Origin of the sequence: Mesorhizobium sp. M0983 (genome assembly GCF_040318975.1) — a bacterium.
Classification (GTDB): domain Bacteria; phylum Pseudomonadota; class Alphaproteobacteria; order Rhizobiales; family Rhizobiaceae; genus Mesorhizobium.
In genome coordinates, this window is sequence record NZ_JAMYNH010000024.1 from 44,912 (window position 1) to 69,677 (window position 24,766).

At 61.9% G+C, this 24,766-nt stretch carries 30 protein-coding genes; 18 read left to right on the forward strand and 12 right to left on the reverse strand.

What is annotated here, in order from left to right; genetic code table 11:
- Positions 1 to 10 precede the first annotated feature (10 nt).
- From NKH71_RS28295 to hisB, 8 genes are read right to left on the reverse strand one after another with little or no spacing between them, the layout of a single operon-like run.
- The gene (locus NKH71_RS28295) at positions 11 to 337 is read right to left on the reverse strand and encodes a phosphoribosyl-ATP diphosphatase (protein ID WP_254815934.1); all 327 of its coding nucleotides are present in this window, start codon (positions 335 to 337) and stop codon (positions 11 to 13) included.
- Between the two features lie 36 nt (positions 338 to 373).
- The gene (gene hisF, locus NKH71_RS28300) at positions 374 to 1,168 is read right to left on the reverse strand and encodes an imidazole glycerol phosphate synthase subunit HisF (protein ID WP_023718267.1); all 795 of its coding nucleotides are present in this window, start codon (positions 1,166 to 1,168) and stop codon (positions 374 to 376) included.
- Positions 1,165 to 2,001: an arginase family protein gene (locus tag NKH71_RS28305; RefSeq protein WP_023718266.1), complete on the reverse strand. Its 837-nt coding sequence runs from the start codon at positions 1,999 to 2,001 to the stop codon at positions 1,165 to 1,167. Before NKH71_RS28305 ends, hisF begins: the two co-directional genes overlap by 4 nt.
- Positions 1,998 to 2,747 carry a 1-(5-phosphoribosyl)-5-[(5-phosphoribosylamino)methylideneamino]imidazole-4-carboxamide isomerase gene (hisA, locus tag NKH71_RS28310; protein WP_023718265.1) on the reverse strand — a complete coding sequence of 250 codons (750 nt, stop codon included), beginning with the start codon at positions 2,745 to 2,747 and terminating at the stop codon, positions 1,998 to 2,000. Before hisA ends, NKH71_RS28305 begins: the two co-directional genes overlap by 4 nt.
- Before the next feature lie 2 nt (positions 2,748 to 2,749).
- The gene (locus NKH71_RS28315; protein WP_352484487.1) at positions 2,750 to 3,040 is read right to left on the reverse strand and encodes a DUF1330 domain-containing protein; all 291 of its coding nucleotides are present in this window, start codon (positions 3,038 to 3,040) and stop codon (positions 2,750 to 2,752) included.
- 3 nt (positions 3,041 to 3,043) lie between these two features.
- Positions 3,044 to 3,694 carry an imidazole glycerol phosphate synthase subunit HisH gene (hisH, locus tag NKH71_RS28320; RefSeq protein ID WP_023718263.1) on the reverse strand — a complete coding sequence of 217 codons (651 nt, stop codon included), beginning with the start codon at positions 3,692 to 3,694 and terminating at the stop codon, positions 3,044 to 3,046.
- Position 3,695: 1 nt separating this feature from the next.
- Entirely contained in the window at positions 3,696 to 4,169 is a 474-nt protein-coding gene (locus NKH71_RS28325; protein WP_023718262.1) for a DUF2628 domain-containing protein, read from the reverse strand.
- A 4-nt stretch (positions 4,170 to 4,173) separates the two neighbouring features.
- Positions 4,174 to 4,773: an imidazoleglycerol-phosphate dehydratase HisB gene (gene hisB, locus NKH71_RS28330; protein WP_023718261.1), complete on the reverse strand. Its 600-nt coding sequence runs from the start codon at positions 4,771 to 4,773 to the stop codon at positions 4,174 to 4,176.
- Positions 4,774 to 4,998: 225 nt separating this feature from the next.
- Here hisB and hslV point away from each other — a divergent pair, with 225 nt between their 5' ends.
- From hslV to NKH71_RS28375, 9 genes are all read left to right on the forward strand, one after another.
- Positions 4,999 to 5,550, forward strand: a complete 552-nt coding sequence (gene hslV / locus NKH71_RS28335; RefSeq protein ID WP_023718260.1) for an ATP-dependent protease subunit HslV — start codon at positions 4,999 to 5,001, stop codon at positions 5,548 to 5,550.
- Positions 5,540 to 6,082 (forward strand): GNAT family N-acetyltransferase, encoded by a 543-nt coding sequence (locus NKH71_RS28340; protein ID WP_352495253.1) that lies wholly within the window; start codon positions 5,540 to 5,542, stop codon positions 6,080 to 6,082. Before hslV ends, NKH71_RS28340 begins: the two co-directional genes overlap by 11 nt.
- A 4-nt stretch (positions 6,083 to 6,086) precedes the next feature.
- Positions 6,087 to 6,683, forward strand: a complete 597-nt coding sequence (locus NKH71_RS28345; protein ID WP_023718258.1) for a DUF2585 domain-containing protein — start codon at positions 6,087 to 6,089, stop codon at positions 6,681 to 6,683.
- 4 nt (positions 6,684 to 6,687) lie between these two features.
- The gene (gene hslU, locus NKH71_RS28350; protein WP_023718257.1) at positions 6,688 to 8,001 is read left to right on the forward strand and encodes an ATP-dependent protease ATPase subunit HslU; all 1,314 of its coding nucleotides are present in this window, start codon (positions 6,688 to 6,690) and stop codon (positions 7,999 to 8,001) included.
- 184 nt (positions 8,002 to 8,185) lie between these two features.
- A complete protein-coding gene (locus NKH71_RS28355) occupies positions 8,186 to 9,145 on the forward strand; it encodes a DUF1402 family protein (protein ID WP_023718256.1) in 960 nt (319 codons plus the stop codon).
- Between the two features lie 321 nt (positions 9,146 to 9,466).
- Entirely contained in the window at positions 9,467 to 10,477 is a 1,011-nt protein-coding gene (locus NKH71_RS28360; protein ID WP_352495256.1) for an AraC family transcriptional regulator, read from the forward strand.
- A gap of 187 nt (positions 10,478 to 10,664) precedes the next feature.
- Positions 10,665 to 11,030, forward strand: coding sequence for a putative quinol monooxygenase (locus NKH71_RS28365; protein WP_023718254.1), 366 nt, complete (start codon positions 10,665 to 10,667; stop codon positions 11,028 to 11,030).
- Positions 11,027 to 11,770, forward strand: a complete 744-nt coding sequence (locus tag NKH71_RS28370; RefSeq protein WP_352495257.1) for an SDR family oxidoreductase — start codon at positions 11,027 to 11,029, stop codon at positions 11,768 to 11,770. The genes NKH71_RS28365 and NKH71_RS28370 overlap by 4 nt, the downstream gene beginning before the upstream one ends.
- Positions 11,771 to 11,882: 112 nt before the next feature.
- Positions 11,883 to 12,530: a DUF1579 family protein gene (locus NKH71_RS28375; RefSeq protein ID WP_352495258.1), complete on the forward strand. Its 648-nt coding sequence runs from the start codon at positions 11,883 to 11,885 to the stop codon at positions 12,528 to 12,530.
- A gap of 313 nt (positions 12,531 to 12,843) precedes the next feature.
- On the opposite strand, the gene NKH71_RS28380 is transcribed toward NKH71_RS28375, so the two are convergent.
- From NKH71_RS28380 to NKH71_RS28395, 4 genes are all read right to left on the reverse strand, one after another.
- Positions 12,844 to 13,053: a YjiS-like domain-containing protein gene (locus NKH71_RS28380; RefSeq protein WP_352495259.1), complete on the reverse strand. Its 210-nt coding sequence runs from the start codon at positions 13,051 to 13,053 to the stop codon at positions 12,844 to 12,846.
- 388 nt (positions 13,054 to 13,441) lie between these two features.
- Positions 13,442 to 14,671: an NAD(P)/FAD-dependent oxidoreductase gene (locus NKH71_RS28385; RefSeq protein WP_352895543.1), complete on the reverse strand. Its 1,230-nt coding sequence runs from the start codon at positions 14,669 to 14,671 to the stop codon at positions 13,442 to 13,444.
- A 2-nt stretch (positions 14,672 to 14,673) separates the two neighbouring features.
- Complete coding sequence (locus tag NKH71_RS28390) at positions 14,674 to 14,988, reverse strand: MocE family 2Fe-2S type ferredoxin (RefSeq protein WP_023718250.1); 315 nt, start codon at positions 14,986 to 14,988, stop codon at positions 14,674 to 14,676.
- Positions 14,989 to 15,028: 40 nt separating this feature from the next.
- Positions 15,029 to 16,159 carry a fatty acid desaturase family protein gene (locus tag NKH71_RS28395; RefSeq protein WP_051409640.1) on the reverse strand — a complete coding sequence of 377 codons (1,131 nt, stop codon included), beginning with the start codon at positions 16,157 to 16,159 and terminating at the stop codon, positions 15,029 to 15,031.
- 135 nt (positions 16,160 to 16,294) lie between these two features.
- On the opposite strand from NKH71_RS28395, the gene NKH71_RS28400 reads away from it, so the two are divergent.
- The 9 genes from NKH71_RS28400 (at position 16,295) to NKH71_RS28440 (ending at position 24,641) form a co-directional block, all read left to right on the forward strand.
- The gene (locus NKH71_RS28400; protein WP_023718248.1) at positions 16,295 to 17,326 is read left to right on the forward strand and encodes a LacI family DNA-binding transcriptional regulator; all 1,032 of its coding nucleotides are present in this window, start codon (positions 16,295 to 16,297) and stop codon (positions 17,324 to 17,326) included.
- 309 nt (positions 17,327 to 17,635) lie between these two features.
- Entirely contained in the window at positions 17,636 to 18,577 is a 942-nt protein-coding gene (locus NKH71_RS28405) for a sugar ABC transporter substrate-binding protein (RefSeq protein ID WP_023718247.1), read from the forward strand.
- 114 nt (positions 18,578 to 18,691) lie between these two features.
- Positions 18,692 to 19,768, forward strand: a complete 1,077-nt coding sequence (locus NKH71_RS28410; RefSeq protein ID WP_352484495.1) for an ABC transporter permease — start codon at positions 18,692 to 18,694, stop codon at positions 19,766 to 19,768.
- A gap of 2 nt (positions 19,769 to 19,770) precedes the next feature.
- Positions 19,771 to 20,538 (forward strand): ATP-binding cassette domain-containing protein, encoded by a 768-nt coding sequence (locus tag NKH71_RS28415; protein ID WP_023718245.1) that lies wholly within the window; start codon positions 19,771 to 19,773, stop codon positions 20,536 to 20,538.
- A 66-nt stretch (positions 20,539 to 20,604) separates the two neighbouring features.
- Positions 20,605 to 21,603: an inositol 2-dehydrogenase gene (iolG, locus tag NKH71_RS28420; protein WP_023718244.1), complete on the forward strand. Its 999-nt coding sequence runs from the start codon at positions 20,605 to 20,607 to the stop codon at positions 21,601 to 21,603.
- A 23-nt stretch (positions 21,604 to 21,626) separates the two neighbouring features.
- Positions 21,627 to 22,421, forward strand: a complete 795-nt coding sequence (locus tag NKH71_RS28425) for an SDR family oxidoreductase (protein ID WP_023718243.1) — start codon at positions 21,627 to 21,629, stop codon at positions 22,419 to 22,421.
- Between the two features lie 195 nt (positions 22,422 to 22,616).
- Positions 22,617 to 22,883: a type II toxin-antitoxin system Phd/YefM family antitoxin gene (locus NKH71_RS28430; RefSeq protein ID WP_023718242.1), complete on the forward strand. Its 267-nt coding sequence runs from the start codon at positions 22,617 to 22,619 to the stop codon at positions 22,881 to 22,883.
- Complete coding sequence (locus NKH71_RS28435) at positions 22,880 to 23,302, forward strand: type II toxin-antitoxin system VapC family toxin (protein WP_023718241.1); 423 nt, start codon at positions 22,880 to 22,882, stop codon at positions 23,300 to 23,302. Before NKH71_RS28430 ends, NKH71_RS28435 begins: the two co-directional genes overlap by 4 nt.
- 247 nt (positions 23,303 to 23,549) lie before the next feature.
- A complete protein-coding gene (locus NKH71_RS28440; RefSeq protein ID WP_023718240.1) occupies positions 23,550 to 24,641 on the forward strand; it encodes a 3-deoxy-7-phosphoheptulonate synthase in 1,092 nt (363 codons plus the stop codon).
- Positions 24,642 to 24,766: the final 125 nt, after the last annotated feature.

Here is a 24,766-nt window from a genome sequence, read left to right on the forward strand (position 1 = left end):
TCCGCAGCGATCAGCCCCGGTCCAGCCGAGACGCCTTTTCGGCGATGCCCGAACGACCGGTGCGGCGTTCAAGCTCGTTGAGCACATCGCTCAGCGGAATGTCCGCTATGCCGAGAACGACAAGCCAATGATAGATGAGATCGGCGCTTTCCGAAACAAGCGCGTCCCGGTCGGCGCTGACGGCTGCGATCACCGTTTCGACCGCCTCTTCGCCGAGTTTCTGCGCTGCCTTGCTCATGCCGCGCTGAAAGAGCTTGGCCGTCCACGAATCCGGATCGCCGGAACGTGCGCGTTCGCCAATGATCTTCTCCAGATCGGAGAGTGAGAACTCGGTCATAACGGCGTTTACAGCCTCTTCTTAGCCGGAAAGGCTCTAGGACCGATTACCCGGCGAGTCCAGCCGCATCGGCAGTCCGGCCTGAGCCATATGCATCTTGGCTTCGGCGATGCTGTAGGTGCCGAAATGGAAGATCGAGGCTGCCAGCACCGCGCCCGCATGGCCGTCGCGAATGCCTTCGACCATGTGATCGAGCGTGCCGACGCCACCGGAAGCGATGACCGGCACGCGTACGGCGTCGGCGACCGCGCGGGTAAGCGCTATGTCGTAGCCGGCCTTGGTGCCGTCGCGGTCCATCGACGTCAACAGGATCTCGCCGGCGCCGAGATCGACGATCCGCCGAGCGAACTCGACGGCATCGATGCCGGTCTTCTCGCGGCCGCCATGGGTGAAGATCTCCCAGCGATCAGCCTCGCCCGCAGCGGACACTTTCTTGGCGTCGATGGCGACGACGATGCACTGGTTGCCAAACTTGTCGGCAGCCTCGGCGACAAAATTTGGGGTTTTCACCGCCGCCGTATTGATCGACACCTTGTCGGCGCCGGCCAGAAGCAGCTTCCTGATGTCGGCGACCTGGCGGACGCCACCACCGACAGTCAGCGGCATGAAACATTGTTCGGCCGTTCGGGTAATGACATCGAAGATGGTCTCGCGGTTTTCCGACGAGGCAGTGATGTCGAGAAAGCAGAGCTCGTCGGCGCCGGCCGCGTCATAGGCTTTTGCCGCTTCGACGGGATCGCCGGCATCGACCAGGTCGACGAAATTGACGCCCTTGACGACGCGACCGTTCTTGACGTCGAGACAGGGGATGACGCGGGCTTTCAGCATCAGATCCTCTCGATCGCCGCAAGAAAGTCGACAAGCAGCTGGCCGACGACGGACGGAACCTCGGACTGGGAATCAAAGGCCGGATCGTAGGCCGAGAGCGTCACGCCCACGATCGGGATGGATCTGGCCAGCCCGCAGGCAAGCTGCCGCAGCTGTTCCGGACTCGGACCGCCCGGATGCGTGTAGCGGTTCACCTGCAGCACATCCGGATCGAGGACATCCAGGTCCAGATGCAGATGTCCCCGAACAGCCCCTGCCGCTGTGAGCTTTCCCACCATATCGAGCGCACCGGCACATTCGGCGCGCACGATCGGCAAAGTTTCCAGCAGGCGCTTTTCGTCGGGATCGAGGTCGCGGGCATCGACCAGCATGCAGTGCGCCGGGTCCATCGGCCGGAATCCCGGAATTGCTGCCGCCATCGGACGCCAGCAGAGCCCGAGTGTCGCCGCCAGCGCCATGCCGTCGAGAAAGCCGTAGGCGGACGTCTCTGGCGTGTTGAGATCGCCATGCTGATCGATCCAGATAATCGAATCCGCGTCTTCACCGGCAACCGCACCGGCGGCGGTCAGGCAATTTCCAGCAAGGACAATGGGGAAGCCTCCTCCGTCGCGGGCGAGGCCGACCTTGGCCGCGACGGCGTTGCAGACGGCGAAGCCGGTTGCGATTTCGCGCCCCTGCTCGTCTCCCACCTTGCCGATATCTTCGACGGCGACGTCATGGCCGGCCACGGTCAGAGCTTCGACGAGCCCACCGCCGATGATGGCGTCCGGCCCCTGGCCGCACCCTTCATGATGGTGCCCGCTGTCATAGGGGGCGAGGATAATCGAGACTTTCATGATGACGCCCCTGCCATCGGTTTGCCACGCAGGATCGCCAGTGCCTCGGCCGGGTCGATGCGGCCGTCGTAGAGCGCGCGGCCGGAGATCGCGCCTTCGAGCTTCCGCGCATCGGGCATGGTCATGCGCACAATGTCGGCGATCGAGGCGAGCCCGCCCGAGGCGATGACCGGGATCGAAACCGCCTCGGCGAGATCGATGGTGGCGTCCCAGTTGATGCCGGTCAGCACCCCGTCTCGATCAATGTCGGTGTAGATGATGGCAGCAACGCCGGCGCCCTCGAATTTCCTCGCCAGTTCGATGACGCCGAGGCTCGAGGCCTCCGCCCAGCCTTCGACCGCGACCTTGCCGCCCTTGGCGTCGATGCCGACGGCGATCTTGCCCGGGAATGCCTTGCAAGCCTGCCTGACCAGATCCGGATCGCGCACCGCCACAGTGCCAAGAATGACGCGGGCCAGCCCACGGTCGAGCCAGTCCTCGATCTGCGCCAGAGTGCGGATGCCGCCGCCGAGCTGCACCGGGTTGTTCGTCGCCTTGAGGATGGCGCCGACTGCCGCGCTGTTGACGCTCTGGCCCTTGAAGGCGCCGTTGAGGTCGACGACGTGCAGCCATTCGAAGCCCTGCTCTTCGAAGGCGCGCGCCTGAGCGGCGGGATCGTCATTGTAGACCGTCGCGGTCGCCATGTCGCCATGCTTGAGGCGCACGCATTTGCCGTCCTTGAGGTCTATCGCCGGAAACAGGATCACCTTCAGGCGCCTTCGACGATGACAAAGTGGCCGGTCGAGCCGGCGAGCCTGTACTTCAAGGCCTCCTGGTATTCAGGCGAGCCGTAGCAGGCGATCGCCGTCTCGTAGGATTCGAATTCCACCAGCACGTGGCGATTGCCTGTCGGCCCTTCCGGGCTGGTATACCGTCCGGCGCGCACGGGAAACTTCGCGCCGTATTTCGCAAAAGCCGCGGCATTGGCCTCGATGTACTGCTTGTAGACCTCGGGGTCGCGGACATCGACCATCGCCATCCAATAGCCCTTCTTGCTCATGACCTAGGGCCTCCATTGCAGGAAGTTGGTGATCAAAGCGAGGCCGAGCGCCTGGCTCTTCTCGGGGTGGAATTGCGTTCCGGCGAGATTGCCGCGGGCGACAGCGGCCGTCACCGGGCCACCGTAGTCGGCGACCGCCAGCACCTCGTCCTCCTTCCGTGCATCGAGATGGTAGGAGTGGACGAAGTAGGCGTGCAGCCCCTTCCCGCCCGTCGCAATGCCGGAAAACAGCGGATGCTTGCGCTTCAGGTCAATCGTGTTCCAGCCGATCTGCGGGATCTTCAGTGTCGGATCGGCCGGCGTGATCTCCTTGACGTCGCCGGCGATCCAGCCAAACCCTTTCGTAACCGTTTTCTCCAAGCCTCGCTCCGACATCAGCTGCATGCCGACGCAGATGCCTAGGAACGGCCGTCCCTTGACGATCGCGACCTCCTCGACCGCTTCCCACATGCCGGCCACAGCGCGCAGTCCAGCGGCGCAATCGGCATAGGCGCCAACGCCGGGCAGGACGATGCGGTCGGCGGTCCTGACCCGCTCGGCATCGGCTGTGAGTTCAATCGCGGCGGCAATGCCGGCTTCATGAGCGGCACGCTCGAGGGCCTTGGTGGCCGAGCGCAGATTGCCCGACCCGTAATCGATGATCGCGACCCGCATCTCAGCGCCTTCCCGGAATATGGGTCAGCCCCAGTGCCATGCCCATCGGCGTCGGCCGGGCAAGTGCTGCGTCCGGGACGATGCGCTGTGCGGGGGACCGTGCATTCGAATCCGCATCGGTTTCCAACGCATAGCGAATGTCGGCATCGTCGAGCCTGTCGGCCTCGACGACACCCCATTCACGCCAGCCACGGCGGCGCAGTGCTGCGATCCGCAGGGCCTGCCCTTCCAGTCCGACAAAGAGCATGACAAGGAGGGACAAAAGCGAGCCTGCGCTTTCCAGGCCCAGGCTTTCGCCCAGCATCGAAAGCAGGCCCATGGCGACAAAGGCCAATGCCGCCTCGACCCACAGCCGGTGCCAGGCCAGCCACAGCGGCGGCAATAGGAAGCCGAGCCAGGCAAAGCCGTCACGGACAAAGGTGGTGTCCACCCTTTCGCTGCGGCCTGGCGGTTCCATCGCGACATAGATGGCCATGGCGCTACCCTTTCAGGGATCCCTTGGTGGAGGGAACCGCGTCCGGCTGGCGCGGGTCGCGCTCGAGCGCCGAACGCAGCGCACGCGCCACGGCCTTGAAGCAGGTCTCGGCAATGTGGTGGTTGTTGGCGCCGTAATGATTGGTGACATGCAGCGTGATGCCGGCATTCTGCGCCAGCGCGTGGAAGAATTCGCGCACCAGCTCGGTGTCGAACGTACCGATCTTCGGCGATGAGAACGAAACATTCCAGACCAGAAAAGGCCGGCCGGAGACGTCGATCGCCGCCCGCGTCAGCGTCTCGTCCATGGCGAGATCGATCGAAGCATAGCGCATGATGCCGCGCCGCTCGCCCAATGCCTTGGCCAGCGCCTGCCCAAGCGCGATACCAGTATCCTCGACCGTGTGGTGGTCGTCTATGTGCAGGTCGCCCTTGGCCTTCACCGTCATGTCGATCAGCGAATGGCGCGATAACTGGTCCAGCATATGGTCGAAGAAGCCGACGCCCGTCGAAATGTCGGATTTGCCCGAGCCGTCGACCTGAACCGACACGGAGATGTCGGTTTCCTTGGTCTTGCGGCTTATCTCGGCGGAACGGGGCACCATGACCTCATCCTTGTCTCAGATTTGCACGATTCAGGCGTTCACATGCCTGAAAACGAAAGCCTTCTAGCAGCATGATCCGGCGATTGCCAGTTACCGCTGCGGAGCACTATCCGGCCCGGTGGATGGCCGGTTTGCAATCGTCTGGCCTATGCATACATATGGCCGATCAAGTCACTCGTAACGCGCCAATCGCCTTGATGGGATCGGTGCTGACCGGAGCAGAAAATGTCTAATGAACTGACCATGCATGCCACGACCATCCTAACCGTGCGCAAGGGCGGCAAAGTGGTGATCGCCGGCGACGGCCAGGTCAGCCTCGGCCAGACCATCATGAAGGGCAACGCCAAGAAGGTGCGCCGCATCGGCAAGGGCGGCAACGTCATTGCCGGCTTCGCCGGCGCCACCGCCGATGCCTTCACGCTGCTGGAGCGGCTCGAAGCCAAGCTCGAACAATATCCCGACCAGCTGACACGCGCCTGCGTCGAGCTCGCCAAGGACTGGCGCACCGACCGCTATTTGCGCCGGCTGGAAGCAATGATGCTGGTGGCCGACAGGTCGGTGTCGCTGGCGCTGACCGGCACCGGCGACGTGCTGGAGCCCGAATTTGGCGTGATGGCCATCGGCTCCGGCGGCAACTACGCGCTGGCCGCGGCCCGCGCCCTGATGGATACCGATAAGGACGCCGAGGAGATCGCCCGCAAGGCGATGCAGATCGCGTCCGACATTTGCGTCTACACCAACAACAGCTTCGTCGTCGAAACCCTCGATGCCGCCTGAGCGGAGCCTCCGCTACGGTTTTCGGCCGGTGACCGAGAGGGACCTGCCGATGATCGCCGGCTGGCTTGCCGAGCCGCATGTCACCGAATGGTGGAACGACCCAGAGACCGAGATCGCGGAGATCCGCGAGCATATCGACAGCATTTCGGTCGAGCCGCTGATTATCGAGCTCGACGGCAAACCCATCGGCTATTTGCAGAGCTACGATCCGCATCTGGAGGACGGTCATCCCTATAGCGACCAGCCGTTCGGCACGCTCGGCATCGATCTGTCGATCGGCGTGCCGGAGCTTGTCGGGACCGGCCACGGCTCGGCGATCGTCCGGCAGTTCGTCGAGCAGCTTTTCGAGGAAGGTGCGCCGCGCGTCATCATCGACCCGGACCCGGCCAATGCACGGGCTATCCGTGCCTATGAAAAAGCCGGTTTCAGGGCTATCGATCGCAGGAAGTCGGAATATGGCGATGCCGTGCTGATGGCGATTGATGCCCCAGAGGGTGATGCCGAACAGGGTGACGCAGAAGAGGGGCAATAGCAGCATGAGCGTATCCAGCGACAAAACCGTCTCGGCCTACGAAGACAGTTGGCGAATGGGGCTTCTGTTGGTTCTCGGTCTGGTCATATTCCAGGCAGGGGTCCTCTACGGCATGGGGCGGACGCCGATTTGCACCTGCGGCTACGTCAAGCTGTGGCACGGCATCGTGCAGAGCTCCGAGAATTCCCAGCATATCTCCGACTGGTACAGCTTCTCGCACATCATTCACGGCTTCCTGTTCTATGCGCTGGCGTGGTTTCTTTTCCCGCGCTCGCCGATCGGGCTCAGGCTGGCCTTTGCGGTGGTGATAGAGGGCGGCTGGGAGCTGCTCGAGAACAGCCCTTTCATCATCGATCGCTATCGCGCCGGCACGATCTCGCTCGACTATTATGGCGACAGCGTCATCAATTCGGTGTCGGACACGCTGGCCATGGTGCTGGGGTTTGTCATGGCGCGAAGGCTTCCTATATGGGTGATCGTAACCCTCGCCCTCATCTTCGAATTCGGTGTCGGCTATCTCATCCGGGACAATCTGACACTCAACGTGATCATGCTGCTGCATCCGTTCGAGTCCATTCGGCAGTGGCAAAGTGGAATTTAGTGACATGAGCACCTTCTCTCCCCGCGAAATCGTTTCGGAACTCGACCGCTTCATCATCGGCCAGAAAGACGCCAAGCGTGCCGTGGCGATTGCCTTGCGCAACCGCTGGCGCCGCCAGCAGCTCGAGGGCCAGATGCGCGAAGAGGTGATGCCGAAGAACATCCTGATGATCGGCCCGACCGGTGTCGGCAAGACCGAGATTTCTCGCCGCTTGGCGCGCCTTGCCGGTGCGCCTTTCGTCAAGGTCGAAGCCACCAAGTTTACGGAGGTCGGCTATGTCGGCCGCGATGTCGAGCAGATCATCCGCGATCTGGTCGAGATCGCCATCGGGCTGGTGCGCGAGAAGATGCGTGAGGACGTCGAGGCGCGTGCCCACATCAACGCCGAGGAAAGGGTGCTTGAAGCGCTCGTCGGCAAGACGGCGAGTCCGGCCACCCGTGACAGTTTCCGCAAGAAGCTGCGCGACGGCGAGCTTGACGACAAGGAGATCGAGATCGAAGTGGCCGATACCGGCAATGGCGGCATGCCCGGCTTCGAGATCCCCGGCATGCCGGGCGCCAATATCGGCGTGCTCAACATCAACGACATGCTGTCGAAAGCGATGGGCGGCAAGAAAACCAAGATGCGCAAGACGACCGTTAAAGAGTCCTACGGGCTGTTGATCAGCGACGAGTCCGACAAGTTGCTCGACCAGGACGAGGTGGTGCGCAGGGCACTCGAATCGACCGAGAATGACGGCATTGTCTTCCTCGACGAGATCGACAAGATCGCCTCGCGCGAAGGCGGCATCGGTGCCGGTGTTTCGCGCGAGGGCGTGCAGCGCGACCTGCTGCCGCTGGTCGAAGGCACCACGGTTGCGACCAAATACGGACCGGTGAAGACCGACCACATCCTGTTCATCGCTTCAGGTGCGTTCCACGTCGCCAAGCCATCCGACTTGCTGCCGGAATTGCAGGGCCGCCTGCCGATCCGTGTCGAGCTGCGGGCACTGGAGAAGGACGATTTCGTCCGCATCCTCACCGAGACCGAAGCCAGCCTGATCAAGCAGTATATCGCACTGATGAAGACCGAGGGAGTCGACCTGGTCTTCACCGATGACGCGATCGACTCGTTGGCCGGCATCGCTGTTGACCTCAACGCCAGTGTCGAGAACATCGGCGCCAGGCGGCTGCAGACGGTGATGGAACGGGTGCTGGACGAGATCTCCTATGACGCACCGGACCGCAACGGCACCTCCGTGACCGTCGATGCCGCCTATGTGGAGAAGCATGTCGGCGACCTCTCCAGAAACACGGATTTGTCGCGTTTCATCCTGTAGGAGACGCTTCATCCTCAAAGAGGCCGGGGAATTGCTCCCGGTCTCCGCCAAATTCAGCCCGGCATTTCCGATGTGTGGCCAAATGGAAGCATCCGGCGAGCTTTCGTCCCGTCGGGTGCAGGCGTCTCTCGACTCCCGTTGGAGCATTACCTAGTTTGCCCGGCGACTATTTGGGCGGCGGCGCATGAAAAAACTGATCCTCGTCATTCTCGGGCTGACGCTGGCGGCAGCCATGTTCGCCGCGCAAGCGGCAACCATGGTGCCGCCCGGCAACCGCAACACCGAGCAGCCCGACATACCGGGCGCATCCAGCCGGCGCACCCAGGCGACCAACACCACCTTCCAGGCGAAATACCGCAAAGTGTTTGCGCTGCTCCAGAACGATGCCGAGCTGCGTGGCAAGATCATGCAGGCAGCCGCGGCCTATGGCATCGACCCGATGCATATCGTCGGCGCCATCGTCGGCGAGCACACCTACAATGTCGATGCCTACGACCGGCTGCAGACCTACTACGTCAAGGCGATCTCGTATCTGTCGAGCAAACTCTCCTTCGCCTATGAAGGCGAAGACATCACCGATTTCGTGCAACGGCCGCAATTTGCCAAGTGCGCGGGCAAATCGGACAGTTACGAACTCTGGGAATGCCGCGAGCAGGTGTGGAACCGGTCGTTCCGCGGCAAGACCGTCAACGGCGAGAGCTTTCCCAACGACCGCTTCGGCGCGACTTTCTTCCAGCCCTATTATGCCGGCCAGACTTTTGGTCTTGGCCAGCTCAATCCGCTGACGGCACTGCAGATGAGCGATCTCGTGCACAAGGTTTCCGGCCTGCCGGAGCTCGACGTCGGCGACCCGAACGCGGTCTACAAGACCATCATGGATCCTGACCTGACCCTGCCTTATGTCGCGGCAACGATCCGGAAGTCGATCGACGCCTATAAAAGCATTGCCGGCTTCGACATCTCAGGCAATCCCGGCATCACGTCGACGCTCTACAATGTCGGCAATCCGGAACAGCGTGCCTATGCGCTGAAGGCCGAGAACGACAAGCGCCGCGCTGCGGGCGAGCCGGAAAAGCTGCCTGAGGAAAATTACTATGGCTGGCTAGTCAACGACAAGCTGCCGGAGCTGAAGGCGCTGTTTTAGCGGTGAAGGTCTGCGGTGGAGCCTGCGCCAGGAAATCGCCTATCTGCTTGAACTCTGTGGCTTCGAACCCGTCGATCCTTTCAAGGGATCGCCCCCGGCTGGGGAACAGCTTTGTCGCGCGCGCGATCTGATGGGCAGCAAGGGGTGGATATTGTTGAAAAAAGTCCGGCGCATCCCTAAGCGAACGCCGCCAGCAGAATCCCATTTCCATTGTCAGATCTCTTGCGGAATCTGGATCCGTAATAGGTCTCCGTTCGGTTGCCTACTAAGAGAGGTAACGGGATGCATAAGCGTATGCGAAGTTGGGGCAAAGGAGTGCAGATGAGTGATCCGCTTAGGTCCATTGATCGGCCCGGTTTAGGGCGTGCAACGATGGGCTACCAGCCGGCCGAGAATGATTTGTTGAGCGAGGTGCTGCGCGATCTACGCCTTGCCCATGCGAGATATGGCCGCAGCGAGTTGACGGCGCCCTGGGGCATCGCCGTGCCGTTCAGGGAGGGTGTACGTTTTCATGCGATGCTCGAGGGTCATTGCTGGATACAAGCCAAGGGCTTGCCGCCGCTGCTGCTCGAAAACGGCGATGTGCTTCTTCTTCCCCACGGAACAGAGCACACTATGTCCGATCGGCCAAAACGGCGAACCTTGCCGCTCGCCGATGTCAAACCAGCGTTGATCGGGAACGGAACTTACGAGTTGAAGTCTGGCGGCGGCGGCGCGCGATCGTTGATCGCATGCTGTACGATCGGCTTTGAGGGCCCGACAGCAAATCCGCTGCTGGAACTGCTACCTTCTGTGATGCACATCCGGCATGCCGAGCATGGCGATACTGACCTACCAAGCCTCATTGCGATGATGGCGCGCGAGGCTGAAGGGCAAAGAATCGGCTCGGCAACGATAATGGCGCGCCTTGCCGATATTGTCATGACGCAAGTAATCAGAACCTGGGTCGAGACATGTTCCGACGATCTGACTGGTTGGCTGGCGGCCGTGCAGGATCCACAAATCGGGTCGGCGCTTGCAAGAATCCATCGCTCCCCTGGGGAAGACTGGCCAGTCGATCGCCTGGCTGCATTGTCCGGGCTGTCGCGATCGAGGTTCTCGCAGCGGTTCAAGAGCCTGTTGTCGGTATCCCCCGCCCGCTATCTCCTGCAATGGAGGCTTCGGCTGGCGGCATCCTGGTTGCGTAACGGATATATGTCGCAGTCACAGATCGCATCGGAGTTGGGATATGAGTCCGATGCGTCCTTCAGCAGGGCGTTCAAACGCTTCATGGGTGTCTCACCCGGCGCTATCCGAGATTCAGGGCTGCGTGTGAGCGGAACAGAATCCTGATCGGGTTCATGCGAGGCTGTTTCGACCAGCCGCAGATACGCTCCTGTTGCGACCGCGTGTAATACGGAAAATACGCGCGACAAACGGTCAAATATTCAGTCGTTTCTGCCATAGCAACGCCATACCAGCATCTGCCAATTTCAATGGCCGCAACCACTTCGGTCGGCCGTTCCGGCAGGAGTACCACATGGCGCTGACGTTGCCTGATCTTCCTCGACCAACCGCTGGCGAAGACACGCCCTATTGCGTTATCGCTAAGCATCGCGCCACTCCCGGCCAAGGCTCCGCGCTTGTCGCCCGTATGCTTAAAGATCTCCAAGCGACGAGATCGGAAGCCAGCTGTCTTCAATTCCACATCCATCGAGATCGGACCGACCCCGATCTCATCGTTATCTACGAGGTCTGGCGCAGTATCGATGCACTCAAGAGCCACTTCGGCGAAGCCTATGTCCAGAGCTTCGTCGTAGATGCTGGTGAGCTCGAACCGGGCGACATGGAGACGCAGTGGCTGGAGATGCTGAGTCCGTATGCCAGCGGCAGAGATCCAGGATGAACGGTGACGAGCAGTCTCTTTCGAATCAGCGTGTCGTGATCGTCGGCGGGACAAGCGGCATGGGCATGGGTGCGGCCCGCGCAGCCTGTCAAGCAGGCGCCGACGTCATTGCGCTCGGGCGGCGCCCTTCAGCGAGAATGGTTGCAGAGCAAAGGGTCCACGGTTCGATCACGTTCCAGTCGCTGGACATGACCGATGATACAGCGGTCGAGCAAATGTTCGAAACACTAGGGACGCTCGACCACCTTCTCATCACCGCGACCCCGCCGAGTCCGGGAGGTCCCTTCCTCTCCCAGACGATGGCCAACGCGCAGGCCGTTCTGCACGGCAAGCTCTTGGGCAGTTGGTCTTGCGCGCGGCACGCAGCGCCTAGGATGCCGAAAGGTGGTTCGATCACATTCACGACCGGTGGCTTGGTGACCAAGCCTCGCATGGGCGCATCGATGATGATGGTCGCCTTTGCTGGTCTGGAGGCGCTGACGCGAGCCCTTGCGCTCGAACTCGGTCCGATCCGCGTCAACACAATCCGACCAGGCGTCATAGACAGCGAAATGTGGGCCGGCATGCCGCAGGCGAAGCGCGCGGCGTTTTTCGCGCTGGTGCGTCAGCGCTTCCCGGCAGGACGCGTCGGAAAAATCGACGATATCGGCAAGGCCGCACTTTTCCTGATGGCCAATGACTTCGTGACCGGCGCCGTTATCGAAGTTTCCGGTGGTGAAACGCTGGTCAGCATCGAATGACGGAGAGGTATGAGATGAGTATCCACGAGTTCACCCGACAAAATTCGCAACGATTGCCCCAACTGAGCGCGTCATAGCAATTCCCGGGCGAGCGATGAGCTGGAGATAAAGTATGATCAAGACACTACACGTTGCCCTATTCGTCGTTGCGTTCGTCCTCCCCATTCCTTTCGGCGCATTGGCTCAAGGCAGCTCGGCTGCAGCCGAGCCCCCGACCCAGTCGGAGTTGCCGAATTGGCTTCGCCGTGGATTGCCGGGCCCGGGGCATGAGGTCCTGGCGCCAATGATCGGCACCTGGCGCGTCCAGATGAGCTTCTACGGCACACTCGGCCGTAGCCCCGATCAGCCGCCGCTCGTGACGGACGATCTCATTAGCCATCGTCAGTGGTTGGCGGGCGGCCGTTACATCGAAGACATAATGGAGGGAACGCTGGATGGAGCGCCGGTCTGGCGCAAAGGATGGCTCGGCTACAGCATCATGGACGGACGTTACGAGTGGGTCACGATCGATCCTGTCAACACAACCATGATGTATTTTAAAGGCGTCCCTAATTCGGGGGATCAAAGGCCGATCAGCATGTCCGGCACCTTTACCGACCAGGGCGTGGCGGGCGAAGAAACAGTCGGCAAGCAGGTCGGCATGCGCACTGTAATCAAAATCGAGAACAACGATCGCCACATCATTGAGCTCTATTTCACGCGTCCCGGACAGCAAGAAACACTGGCAACGCGCGCCGTCTATACGCGACTGAAGGCGTGAGCGATCGCTCAAGGGTGGCTCGGACGTTGTAAGTAGCTTGCGCGGGTTCCATCGCTCGGCCGGGATATGCCGGGAAGGTCGAGTTCAGTTCCGACGATCTCAAAGCGTCCAGTTCGGCGCCTGGAACTGCTTTGAAAGACGACCGGACGCTGAGCGCCCGGCAAGTCAGAGATCGGACTCTGAACGAAGCGCGTTCTCGGAGCTGAGATGAGGATCAGTCCAGCGAACATTGCCCCGAGCAGGCACACCTCTCCGACTTCTGCGCCGATCGCGGTGGAGAGACCGGCCATCGCTAGCTCCTCTATCAACTCGCTCAGCCGGACGACAGGGTCGGCAGTCGAAGCAGGCTGGTTCTATCGACGGCGGCCGCCTTGCCACGGCCTGCCAATGCGGGATCGATTCCGGCATCGCGTAGCTGGCGGTCGCTAAGTTGAGCCAGCTCACGCCGTTGCGCTGCGGCCCTAAGGGATCGGGCGATGACCAGGTGCATAACACGGAGAACACACTGGACTGGAGGCGTCATGATAGCCTCTTTTCACAGAGCCCCGGCCGTATACGGGCAGGGCGGCGGGCTGTGGTCAGCCCGTCTACTGAGGAGAGAGGGTCGCGCTGCGATTTCAGAAGGAGGAAATTCGGTTACATCTGAAACTCGGTTGGCTGGAAGGGGTCGTCTCGGCCGTGACGGCAAGCGCTTAGCTGACATCTGGGATCGAGATCGGATCATTCGCCTCATGGCAACCTTTCGGCGCAAAGTCGCGCGAACGACCCCGTTCCAACCCTCATGAGACGTTTCCATCGCGGGCAGGAACGACCGCTCAGGGTCGTCTCCCGCCATCAGGTGCAGGATTGTCACCACCAGAACGGCAAGCGCTCCGCAAGTTCTTTCAAATGGCTCTGGAACCCGCGCTGGCTCATGTCGCCAGCAGCGACTTCAGCTTGATCGTTTGCGAGCCTAGCGCTTCCGGCGCCGGCTTTGCCCTTTTCGCGATCAGCATCTCGGCCAGCCTTATGTCGCGGGCGACCGCGTTGCCGGGGCCGATGCCACTTGCCGCAACCAGCCTGCCGTCCTCGGCGAGATGGAACAGGATGAAGGCGCCGTCGCCGAGCTCGCGACGCACAATGCTGCGGCCTTCGTCCGACAGGCCGGCGATCTGCAAGGTCAGGCCGTACTGATCCGACCAGAACCATGGCACCGCCGCGTGGGCCTCGCCGGCGCCAAGCATGTTCCTGGCCGCAAGCGCGCCCTGCTCCTGCGCATTGCGCCAGGCTTCCAGCCGCACTCGCCGGCCGCCATAGATGGCGAGCGGAAACGAGCAGCAATCGCCGGCGGCAAAGATGTCGGGGTCGCTGGTGCGAAGCTCGGCGTCGACGGCGATACCATTGTCAATCGTCAGCCCTGCCTCCGCGGCAAGTCCGGTCACCGGCACGGCGCCGATGCCGATCACGGCAAGATCGGCGACAATGTCGTGTCCACCGGCAAGCACGATGCGCACTTCGGCGCCGTCATCGGCAATGGCGTCGATGCCCTCGCCGCACAGGATTTTTACGCCTTCGGCTTCATGCGCCTGATGGATAACCTGCGCGATCTCGGCCGGCACGCCGCGCATCAGAATGCGCGGCTGCGCCTCGATAACGGCAACAGTGGCGCCGAGCCTGCGTGCCGCCGTGGCGAGCTCGAGACCGATGAAGCCGCCGCCGATGATGGCGACGCGATTTCCGGCGCTGAGATGAGCGCGAATGGCCAGTGCGTCGTTGAAGGTCCGCAGATAGACGCAGCGCCCGCCAAGGCCCGGAATCGGCAGCTTGCGCGGCAGCGACCCTGTCGCCAGCAGGAGCTTGTCGTAGGCCAGGACCGAGCCGTCCGACAGGCGCACGACATGCGCCACGCGGTCGATCGCCATCGCCTGAACCGAATGGATATGCCTGATCGATCTTTCGGCCAGGACCGCCTCACTGGCGATCGCCTTGATCAGGGGCGCGTCGGCGACCATCGCGTCTTTCGACAGCGGTGGCCGCTGATAGGGCAGATGCGGCTCGTCGCCGACCAACGTCACCGGGCCATCATAGCCGAGCTCGCGCAGCGCAAGGGCGGCGCGCCCGCCGCATTCGCCGGCGCCAATGATGACCATTCCCTTCGTCATCATCAACCGATCCGGACAAGGACTTTGCCGGCGTCGACTTTGACCGGATAGGTCCTGAGATCGACGCAGACCGGCGCGCCCCTGGCAGCCCCAGTCTTGTAATTGAAGCGGCCATTATGCTTCGGGCATTCGATGATATCGTCCATCACCAGCCCGTCGGCCAGATGCACCTTCTCATGCGTGCAAAGCCCGTCGGTGGCGAAATACCCGTCCTCGGGGCTGCGGTAGATGGCGAAGGTGCGACCGCCATGGTCGAACCGCATCACATCCTCCTCGTCGATGTCCTCGGCGTCACAAGCCTCGACCCAGTCGCTCATTTGCGCCTTCCCCGATTCTTGGTGCCCCGGCGTAGGCTTGTCATTCAGCAGCCACCGCAACAGCAGCGTTATCGTTGTGGAAATCCTCGCGATAGGGCCTCGCCGTCGGCGGCAGTTCGCGCTTGATGAAATAATCCTCATTGCGCAGCTGGCGCAGGAAAGCCGGTATCATCTCGCGATAGCCGGCCAGGATGGACGGTGTCGGCGCCGGCAGATCGTGCTTGATCAGCTCATGCAGCCTGGGCAGCGCATGGTAGGGCACCATGGGGAACATGTGATGCTCGACGTGGTAGTTCATGTTCCAGTAGATGAAACGGCTTATCGGGTTCATGTAGACGGTGCGGCTGTTCAGCCGGTGATCGGTGACGTTTTCAGCCAGGCCGCCATGCTGCAGCAGGCCGACCATGACATGATGCCAGGCACCGTAAAGCCTGGGCAGCCCGACCAGCATCAGCGGCAGGAACGAGCCGGTAAGAAGCGCCAGCGCGACCGTCGCGGCATAGATCGCCGTCCAGATGCGAGCAATGCGGATTGCCTTCGGCTGCTCCTGGTCGGGAATGAAGGTTCTTTCGGCCGGACTGATGATGCCGGCCGCATTGCGCAGCATGTCGCTCATCGCATGCCAGGCATCGAGAATGCCGACGAAATTGAGCACGACGCGCAGCAGATCGGGCGGGCGCATGACCGAGATCTCCGGATCGCGGCCGACGATGATGGTATCGGTATGGTGGCGCGTGTGGCTCCAGCGCCAGGTCACCGGGTTGCGCATGATCATGAAGCAGGCGATCTGATAGACCACGTCGTTCATCCACTGCGTCCTGAAGGCGGTGCCGTGGCCGCATTCGTGCCAGCGTGAATCGGTGGAGGAACCGTAGAGGACGCCATAGACGAAGAAGAACGGCACGCACCACCAGCTGCCCCAGAACAAGGCGGCGCCCGCGCCGCTGAGGATCATGGCGCCGAGCCAGATGATGGTATCGCGGATCGCCGGGCCGTCGGAGCGCTGCATCAGCTCCTTCATCTGCTTGCGCGGCACGTCGGTGTGATACCACTCGGCCGCCGCCAGCCCGCTCTCGACGGCAAGCTTCGCGTCGCGGCCGACCAGGCTGTAGTCGCGTTGGGACGCTGCTGCTGAGGTTGTGTTCCCGGTTTGGAGTCCAATATCCACCATGGCGGAGGCCTCGATCATATTCGGTCAGTGTTCAAAATAACGCCGAGCGCTGATAGACTCAATATCACAAAGATAGTTTCTATCATTTTCCATCAGAATGGTTTAAAAGAGTCGGATAGTTGGAGCGAGGCAGCGATGGCGAAACGGCCGACGATCACCGACCTGGCACGCATTTCGGGGGTCAGCGTTGCCACCGTCGACCGGGTGCTGAACAACCGCTTGCCGGTGCGCGAGGAAACCGCGCGCCGCGTCTATGACGCCGCGACCAGCATCGGCTATCACGCGGCCGGATTGATCAAGCAGCGGATGCGCCATGAATTGCCGGAGTATCGCCTCGGATTTCTGCTGTTGCGGCGGGAAGACGTCTTCTACAGCGAATTTGCCCGCGAACTTGAACTGGCAGTATCGCAGTCGCCGCGCTTTCGAGGCGTGGCGACCATCGACTTCGCCGATTCGCTGGCGCCGGATGAGATCGTCGAGCGGATGCGCAAGCTGGCAGCCAAATCCAGGGCCGTCGCCTTGGTCGGGCCTGATCACCCGACGCTGACGGTGGCCGTCGAGGCGCTCAAAGCCAACGGCGTACCGGTGTTCTCCCTGCTTTCCGACTTTGCGTCCGGCATTCGCGAGGGCTATGTCGGCCTCGACAATCGCAAGGTTGGCCGCACCGCTGCCTGGATGATCTCGAAGGCCGCGAAGAGACCTGGCAAGGTCGCCCTCTTCGTCGGCAGCCATCGCTTCCACGGCCACGAGCTTCGCGAGATCGGTTTTCGCTCCTTTTTTCGCGAGCAAGCGCCGGAATTCACTCTCCTTGAGACGTTGGTCAATCTGGAAGCGAACCAGATCACGCATGATGCAATGATCGAGCTTCTGGCCCGCCACCCCGATCTTGCCGGCTGCTATGTCGCCGGTGGCGGCATGGAAGGCGCGATCTCGGCGCTGAGGGAGGCAAAGCCGGCAGAGATGCCAGCGGTCGTCTGCAACGAGATCACGCCTGACTCCCGCGCGGCGCTGGCGGATAATTTCCTGACGATGGTGATCTCGACGCCTCTGGCAGCGCTTTGCCGCGAGCTTGTCGGGCTGATGGCGCATGCCATCGAGACCGGCGCCGCGAATGCGCCGGGTCAGACCTTTCTGCCCTTCGACATTTATCTGCCGGAAAACATCTGACGTCGCGGTCATTGGCGGCAGACATGATGTAATCTATCAGAACGCTTTCAGGCCTGGCTTGCCTGAGCGTTCGTCTAAAAGAGCTCGAAATGCCGAAAATCCATTCCTCATGGCGAAATCTCGCTTGACGCCCACGCGAAATGGAATAAATATTTCACCAACTGAGCATTTTGGTTCTTTCGTTCCGGAAGATCTGTTTCAGGCAAATGCCTTCCGGAACTAAAATGGCAATCGGGAGAGAATTCCCTGCGAGATCGGGGATTCCGGGTAGATCGGTGCAGCCGGACACCAATGTGGAGGAGAAATAAAATGAAAAAACTGCTTTTGGGCGTCGCGTTCGCGGCGCTAATGAGTTCGTCCGCCTTTGCTGCCAAGATCGGCGTGTCGATGGCGTTGTTCGACGACAATTTTCTCACCGTGCTGCGCAACGGCATGATCGAGCAGGCCAAGGGCATGGACGGCGTCGAGCTGCAGGTGGAAGACGCGCAGAACGACGTCGCCAAGCAGCTCGACCAGATCAAGAACTTCGCCGCCTCGGGCGTCGACGCAATCATCGTCAACCCGGTCGACACCTCGGCCACCCAAGCGATGTCGGACGCAGCCGCCGCTGCCAAAATTCCGCTGGTCTATGTCAATCGCGAGCCGGTCAACGTCGACACGCTGCCGGAAAACCAGGCTTTCGTCGCCTCGAACGAAGCCGATTCTGGCACGCTCGAGACCAAGGAGGTCTGCCGCCTGTTCAAGGAAGCCGGCAAGAAAGAGGCCAATGTCTATGTGATCATGGGCGAGCTGTCGAACCAGGCCGCGGTGCAGCGCACCAAGGACATCGATGATGTGATTGCCACGCCGGATTGCAGCTTCATCAAGATCATCGACAAGCAGACGTCGAACTGGAAGCGCGAAGAAGCGCAGAACCTGATGACCAACTGGCTGTCGACCGGCAAGCCGTTCGACGGCGTCATCGCCAACAATGACGAGAGCGCCATCGGCGCTATCCAGGCGATGAAGGCCGCCAATATCGACATGAAGTCGGTTGTCGTCGGCGGCGTCGACGCTACCCAGGACGCGCTAGCGGCGATGCAGGCGGGCGACCTCGATGCGACGGTGTTCCAGGACGCAGCCGGCCAGGGCGCTGGCGCGCTTGATGCTGCGCTCAAGCTAGCGAAGGGCGAGAAGGTCGAGCACAAGGTCTACATCCCGTTCCAGCTGGTCACGCCGGCAAATATCGACAAGTTCCTGAAGAAGAACTGAGGCGGACCTGTCCGATACGGAGCGGCGCGCCAAAGTAAGACAGCGCCGCTCCGCTTTTTCCCCCTCGGCCTGAACAGCGCCGAGTGGAGACCGTGGCTGACGGAGGAAGCACGATTGGCACAGACATCTCACGGCGTCGGCGGGCTCAGCTATGATGCGAAGCGGCGCGCATGGCCGGCCGAATTCAACGTCTTCCTGGCGCTCGTCATCCTGGTCGGCGCTTTCGAGCTGATCGGCCGGGTTTTCCTGGGCGACAGCTTCCTGTTCAATACCCGCGACAATATCGATGCGATCTTCAACGAAGCGCGCCTGCAGATCATCATCCTGCAGGTGTCGATCGTCGGCATCATTGCCATCGGCGTGACGCAGGTGATCATTACCGGCGGCATCGACCTGTCCTCGGGTTCGATCGTCGGCGCCACGGCGATGATAGCCATGAGCTTCGCCCAAGTGGCGACGGTCAACGGCAACCCGAACCCCAAGGCGATGTTCATTGCCCAGGGCTGGACCGACCTGCCGGTGATCGTGCCGGTGCTCGTCGCAATCGGCTGCGGCCTGCTGGCCGGCCTGGTCAACGGTGCCTTGATCGCCTACACGCGCATCCCGCCGTTCATCGCCACGCTCGGCATGATGGTCACCGCGCGCGGCATCGCCAAATGGTGGTCGAAGGGGCAGCCGATCTCGTTTCCGACCGAGAGTTTCGCCGCCGTCGGCAAGGGGCTGATGCCGGTCATCATTTTCATTTCGCTGGCGGTGCTGTTCCAGCTGATCCTGAGCTACACCAAATATGGCAAGCACTGTTATGCAATCGGCTCCAATGAGGATGCCGCGCGCATGTCCGGCATCAACATCGCCAACCACAAGATCCTCGTCTACGTCATTGCCGGCATCCTTGCCGCGCTCGCCGCCGTGGTGTTGAGCTCGAAGAATCTCACTGCCCAGGCCGGCATGGGTGTGATGTACGAGCTCGATGCGATCGCCATGGCGGTCATCGGTGGCGTGTCGCTGTCGGGCGGCCGCGGCTCGATTATCGGGACGGTGATCGGCTCGCTGATCTTCGGCGTCATCATCTCCGGCTTCACCTTTTTGCGCCTCGACGCCTATTATCAGGAGATGGTCAAGGGCGTGATCATCGTCGGCGCAGTCGTTCTCGACCAGTGGCGCCAACGCCTGCGGGCAATGAGGGCTTGATCATGTCGGACATCGTCCTGAAAACCGAAAACCTGACCAAGTATTATGGCGGCGTCCATGCGCTGGAGGGTGCCAACTTCGAGCTGCGCAAGGGCGAGCATGTCGCCATCATGGGCGACAACGGTGCCGGCAAATCGACCTTCGTGCGCCAGATCACCGGCGTCGAGCAGCGAACCAGCGGCAGGATGTCGTTCGACGGCAAGGAAGTGAATTTCGCCGGGCCGATCGAAGCCCGCGAGGCGGGCATCGAGACGGTGTTCCAGAACCTGGCGCTCGCCGACGACCTCGACGTGCCGTCGAACCTGTTCCTCGGCCGTGAAAGAGTGCTGTTCAATCTTGGGCCCTTCTCGATCCTCGACCGCAAGTTCATGCGCAAGGCGACCGAAGCAGCCCTGGTCCGCACAGCGGTCAAGATCCCCAACCTTTCCAACACCATCCGCCACATGTCGGGCGGCCAGCGCCAGTGCGTGGCGATTGCCAGAACCGCGACCTTTGCTTCCAAGCTCATCATCATGGATGAGCCGACGGCGGCGCTCGGCGTGCAGGAGACGATGCAGGTCGAAAACATCATCCGCACGCTGAAGGAAAATGGCGAGCCGCTGATCCTGATCTCTCACAACATGCGTCAGGTGTTCGATCTGGTCGACCGCATCGTCGTTTTCCGGCGCGGCCGCATCGTCGCCAATTTGCGCAAGCAAGATACCGATGGCAACGATATCGTCTCCTACATCACCGGCGCCAAGACCGGGCAGGCGGAACTTGCGGCGTAAGGCCAACGTCGTGTTACGGGGGCTGACACGCCTTCTCTTTCCAACCATTCTCAAAGGAAATTCTTCATGCTTCGCTTTGCTCTTCTCGGTGCCGGCCGTATCGGCAAGGTCCACGCCCGTGCGGTGGGCTCCAACCCGCAGGCCAGGCTGGTTGCGGTTGCCGACGCCTTCGAGAAGGCGGCGACCGATTTGGCCTCTGCCTATGGCGCCGAAGTGCGCAGCATCGATGCCATCGAAACTGCCAGCGATATCGATGCGGTCGTCATCTGCACGCCGACCGACACCCATGCCGATCTGATCGAACGCTTCGCCAGGGCGGGCAAGGCGATCTTCTGCGAGAAGCCGATCGATCTCGACGCCGGCAGGGTGGAACAATGCCTGGCCGTCGTCGACAAGGCCGGCGCCACCCTGATGGTCGGCTTCAACCGCCGCTTCGATCCGCATTTTGCCGCCGTGCGCAAGGCGATCGACGACGGTGCGATTGGCACAGTCGAAATGGTGACCATCACCTCGCGCGATCCCGGTCCACCGCCGCTCGACTATATCGGCCGCTCGGGCGGCATCTTCCGCGACATGACCATCCATGATTTCGACATGGCGCGCTTCCTGCTCGGCGAGGAGCCGGTGGCGGTCAGCGCGCACGCTTCGGTGCTGGTCGACAAAAAGATCGGCGAGGCCGGCGACTTCGACAGCGTCAGCGTCATCCTCGAAACTGCCTCCGGCAAGCAATGCGTCATCTCCAACTCGCGCCGAGCCACCTATGGCTACGACCAACGCATCGAGGTGCATGGCTCGAAAGGCATGATTGCGGCCGAGAACCAGCGGCCGGTGTCGATCGAACTCGCCAATGAGAAAGGCTATACGCGGCCGCCGCTGCACGATTTCTTCATGACTCGTTATCTCGACGCTTATGCCAACGAGATCGCTGCCTTCATCGCGGCAGCGACGTCAGGCAAGAAGGCGGCGCCGAGCGGCAAGGACGGGCTGGTGGCGCTCAGGCTGGCAGATGCGGCGCTGAAATCGGCCAAGGAAGGCAAGACCGTCCGCCTCGACAAAACAATCTGACTATCAAGCACAGGAGCAAGGCGATGAACGGTTCAGCCGGTCGCAATTCCGAAACACGCGCCATCGTCACCGGCGGCGCACAAGGCATCGGCTTTGCCGTCGCCGAAGCGCTGGCCGATGAGGGCTGCCGGGCGCTAGCGCTGATCGGCCGCTCGAAGGAGAAGGGCGACAAGGCTGTCGCCATCCTCAAGGGGGCAGGCGTCGATGCCATCTTCATCAGCGCCGATGTCGCCAAAGTCGCCGACTGCAAGCGTGCGGTCGAAACGGCGATTGGCCATTGCGGCACCGTCAACGCGCTGGTCAACGCCGCCGCCACCTCGGCTCGCGGCTCACTGGTCGAGACCTCAGAGGATCTATTCGACCAGATATTCCAGACCAATGTGCGCGGCCCGTTTTTTCTGATGCAGGGCGTGGTGGCGCATCTGCTGGCGCGCCAGGCACCGGGCTCGATCGTCAACGTACTGTCGATGTCGGCGCATTGCGGCCAGTCGTTCCTGGCGCCCTATTCATCGAGCAAGGGAGCGCTGGCGACGCTGACCAAGAATGTCGCCAATGCCCATCGCGGCAATCGCATCCGCTGCAACGCGGTGCTGCCCGGCTGGATGGACACCGAGGGCGAGGCAATCGTGCAGAAGAAATGGCATGACGCGCCGGACGACTGGCTTGAAAAAGCCGAGGCCGCGCAGCCGATGGGCCAATTGGTGAAGCCGGCGCAACTTGCCCGATTGATCAGCTATATGATCAGCCCGCAGTCCGGCGTCATGACCGGGTCGCTGGTCGACTACGACCAGAGCATCGCGGGGGCGTCACCGGAATAGGATCAGCCGTGTAGCCTTGCGTCAGAAGCAGTTTGCCATGAGTGGCCGAGATGCCCCAAAATATCAAAGCCGGCATAATCGGTTCCGATCGACCTCACTCAGGCACACGGGCTCTGAAACCCTCTCCTTCCCTGTTGCCGCCGTATCGCCATTCCCATATAGTCAAGATAGTCAGAATGGTCATGGGAGGTCGAAATGCCGTCTGCGCCCAGAGAGGATACTAACTGGACGGTCGCTGGGGCAAAGGCCCGGCTCTCGGAGGTAATCGAGCGCGCGCAATCTTCGCCGCAGACGATCACCAGAAACGGTAAGCCAAGCGTGGTTGTCGTCTCGGCCGAGGAATGGCAGCGGAAGACCGCGCGCAAGGGTACGCTTGCGGAGTTCCTGCTGGAGTCGCCGCTGCGCGGCGCCGATCTCAACCTTGAGCGCCAGCGCGACGAACCGCGTGATCTGCCGCTGTGAGGCTTCTGCTCGATACGAATGTCCTGTCCGAGGTGACAAGGCCGGCGCCGGATGTGCGCGTTCTGGACTGGCTGGGCGGGCTTGATGAGGACCGCTCATTCATTAGCGTCGTGTCGATCGCGGAGATCCAGCGCGGCGTCGCCCTCATGGACGAGGGCCGGAAACGCGAGGCACTGGCCGAATGGCTCGCACGGGACCTGCCGCAGCGCTTCGAGCAGAGAGTTCTTCCGGTGGACGAACCGGTTGCCTTGGCGTGGGGCGACCTGATGGGCCTTGCGAAGCGCCGCGGTCGCGGTCTGTCGTCGATGGACGGCCTGATTGCAGCCACGGCGATTGCGCAGGAACTCACCTTGGCAACGCGTAACACGAAGGATTTCGAAGACTTCGGAATTGAACTCGTCGATCCCTGGACTGCATGAACCCGCTCGGCGCTGCATGCTGGGCCACTACGTCAGTAGCATCATCAGACACGTGACAATCGCCTCGGCTTCGACTATATGAGCCTCATGATCAACCTGACCGCCACCTATTGGTACTTTAGCAGCTCGCTGGCGGCGGGAGGATTGCGCTCGATCTGAAGATTGCAGCAGCAAGATCCGAACAGCCGCCAGACCTGGCGGCTTTTTTGTTTCAGCCGGCAGGTCTCCCAATCAGGAGCAGAAAGCCGTGTTGACCACCACAGACGATCTTCGGGTCAAGGAAATAAGGGAATTGAGTACGCCGGACGAGGTGATGCGGGAGATACCGCGCACACTGACGGCGACGCGGACCGTTGCCGCGTCACGCAATGCTATCCATGCCGTGCTGACCGGCACCGACGACCGGCTGGTGGTCGTCGTCGGCCCCTGTTCGATCCACGACCCGGCCGCTGCCGTAGACTATGCCAGCCGCTTGGCATCGCTGCGAGAGAGCCTGTCGGACCGGCTGGAGATCGTGATGCGGGTGTATTTCGAGAAGCCGCGCACGACGGTCGGCTGGAAGGGCCTGATCAACGATCCCGACCTGGACGGCAGCTTCAACATCGACAAGGGGCTGCGGATGGCCCGCAACGTGCTCGCCGCCGTCAACAATCTCGGCCTGCCGGCGGCGACCGAATTCCTCGACATGGCCACCCCGCAATATATCGCCGACCTCGTCGCCTGGGGCGCGATCGGCGCGCGCACGACCGAGAGCCAGATCCATCGCGAACTGGCATCGGGCCTGTCCTGCCCGGTCGGCTTCAAGAACGGCACTGACGGCAATCTGCGGATCGCCGCCGAGGCGGTGAAATCGGCCGCCCAACCGCATCATTTCATGGCGGTGACGAAGGGCGGACGCAGCGCCATCGCGACGACTACCGGCAACGAGGACTGCCACGTCATCCTGCGCGGCGGCATTCAGCCCAATTATGACGCAACAAGCGTCGCGGCTGCCTGCGCGGAACTCGGCCGGATCGGCGTGGCGCCGCGGCTGATGATCGATGTCAGCCACGCCAACAGCAGCAAGAAGCCGGAAAACCAGCCAGGGGTGGCGGCTGACGTGGCTGGCCAGGTCGCGGCAGGCGACGAGCGCATCATCGGCGTCATGATCGAGAGCAACCTCGTCGCCGGCCGGCAGGACGTCGTGCCGGGCAAGCCGCTCGTCTATGGCCAGAGCATCACCGATGGCTGCATCGACTGGGCAGCCACCGAGACGGTGCTTCACGGCCTTGCCGACGCCGTCGAGCGGCGCCGGTCGGTGCGCCGAAGCATGATATCAAGCCGTTCAGGCGCCGCCTGAGCACTTCTCCTTCTCCCCTTGTGGGCCTGTTGCGTAATTCGCTGATTGTGATTCTCTGAGGTGGACGGTCTGAGGGAATCGCGATGGCAGTGAAGCAGACGGGCCAGTTGAGCTTGGCGGAGGCT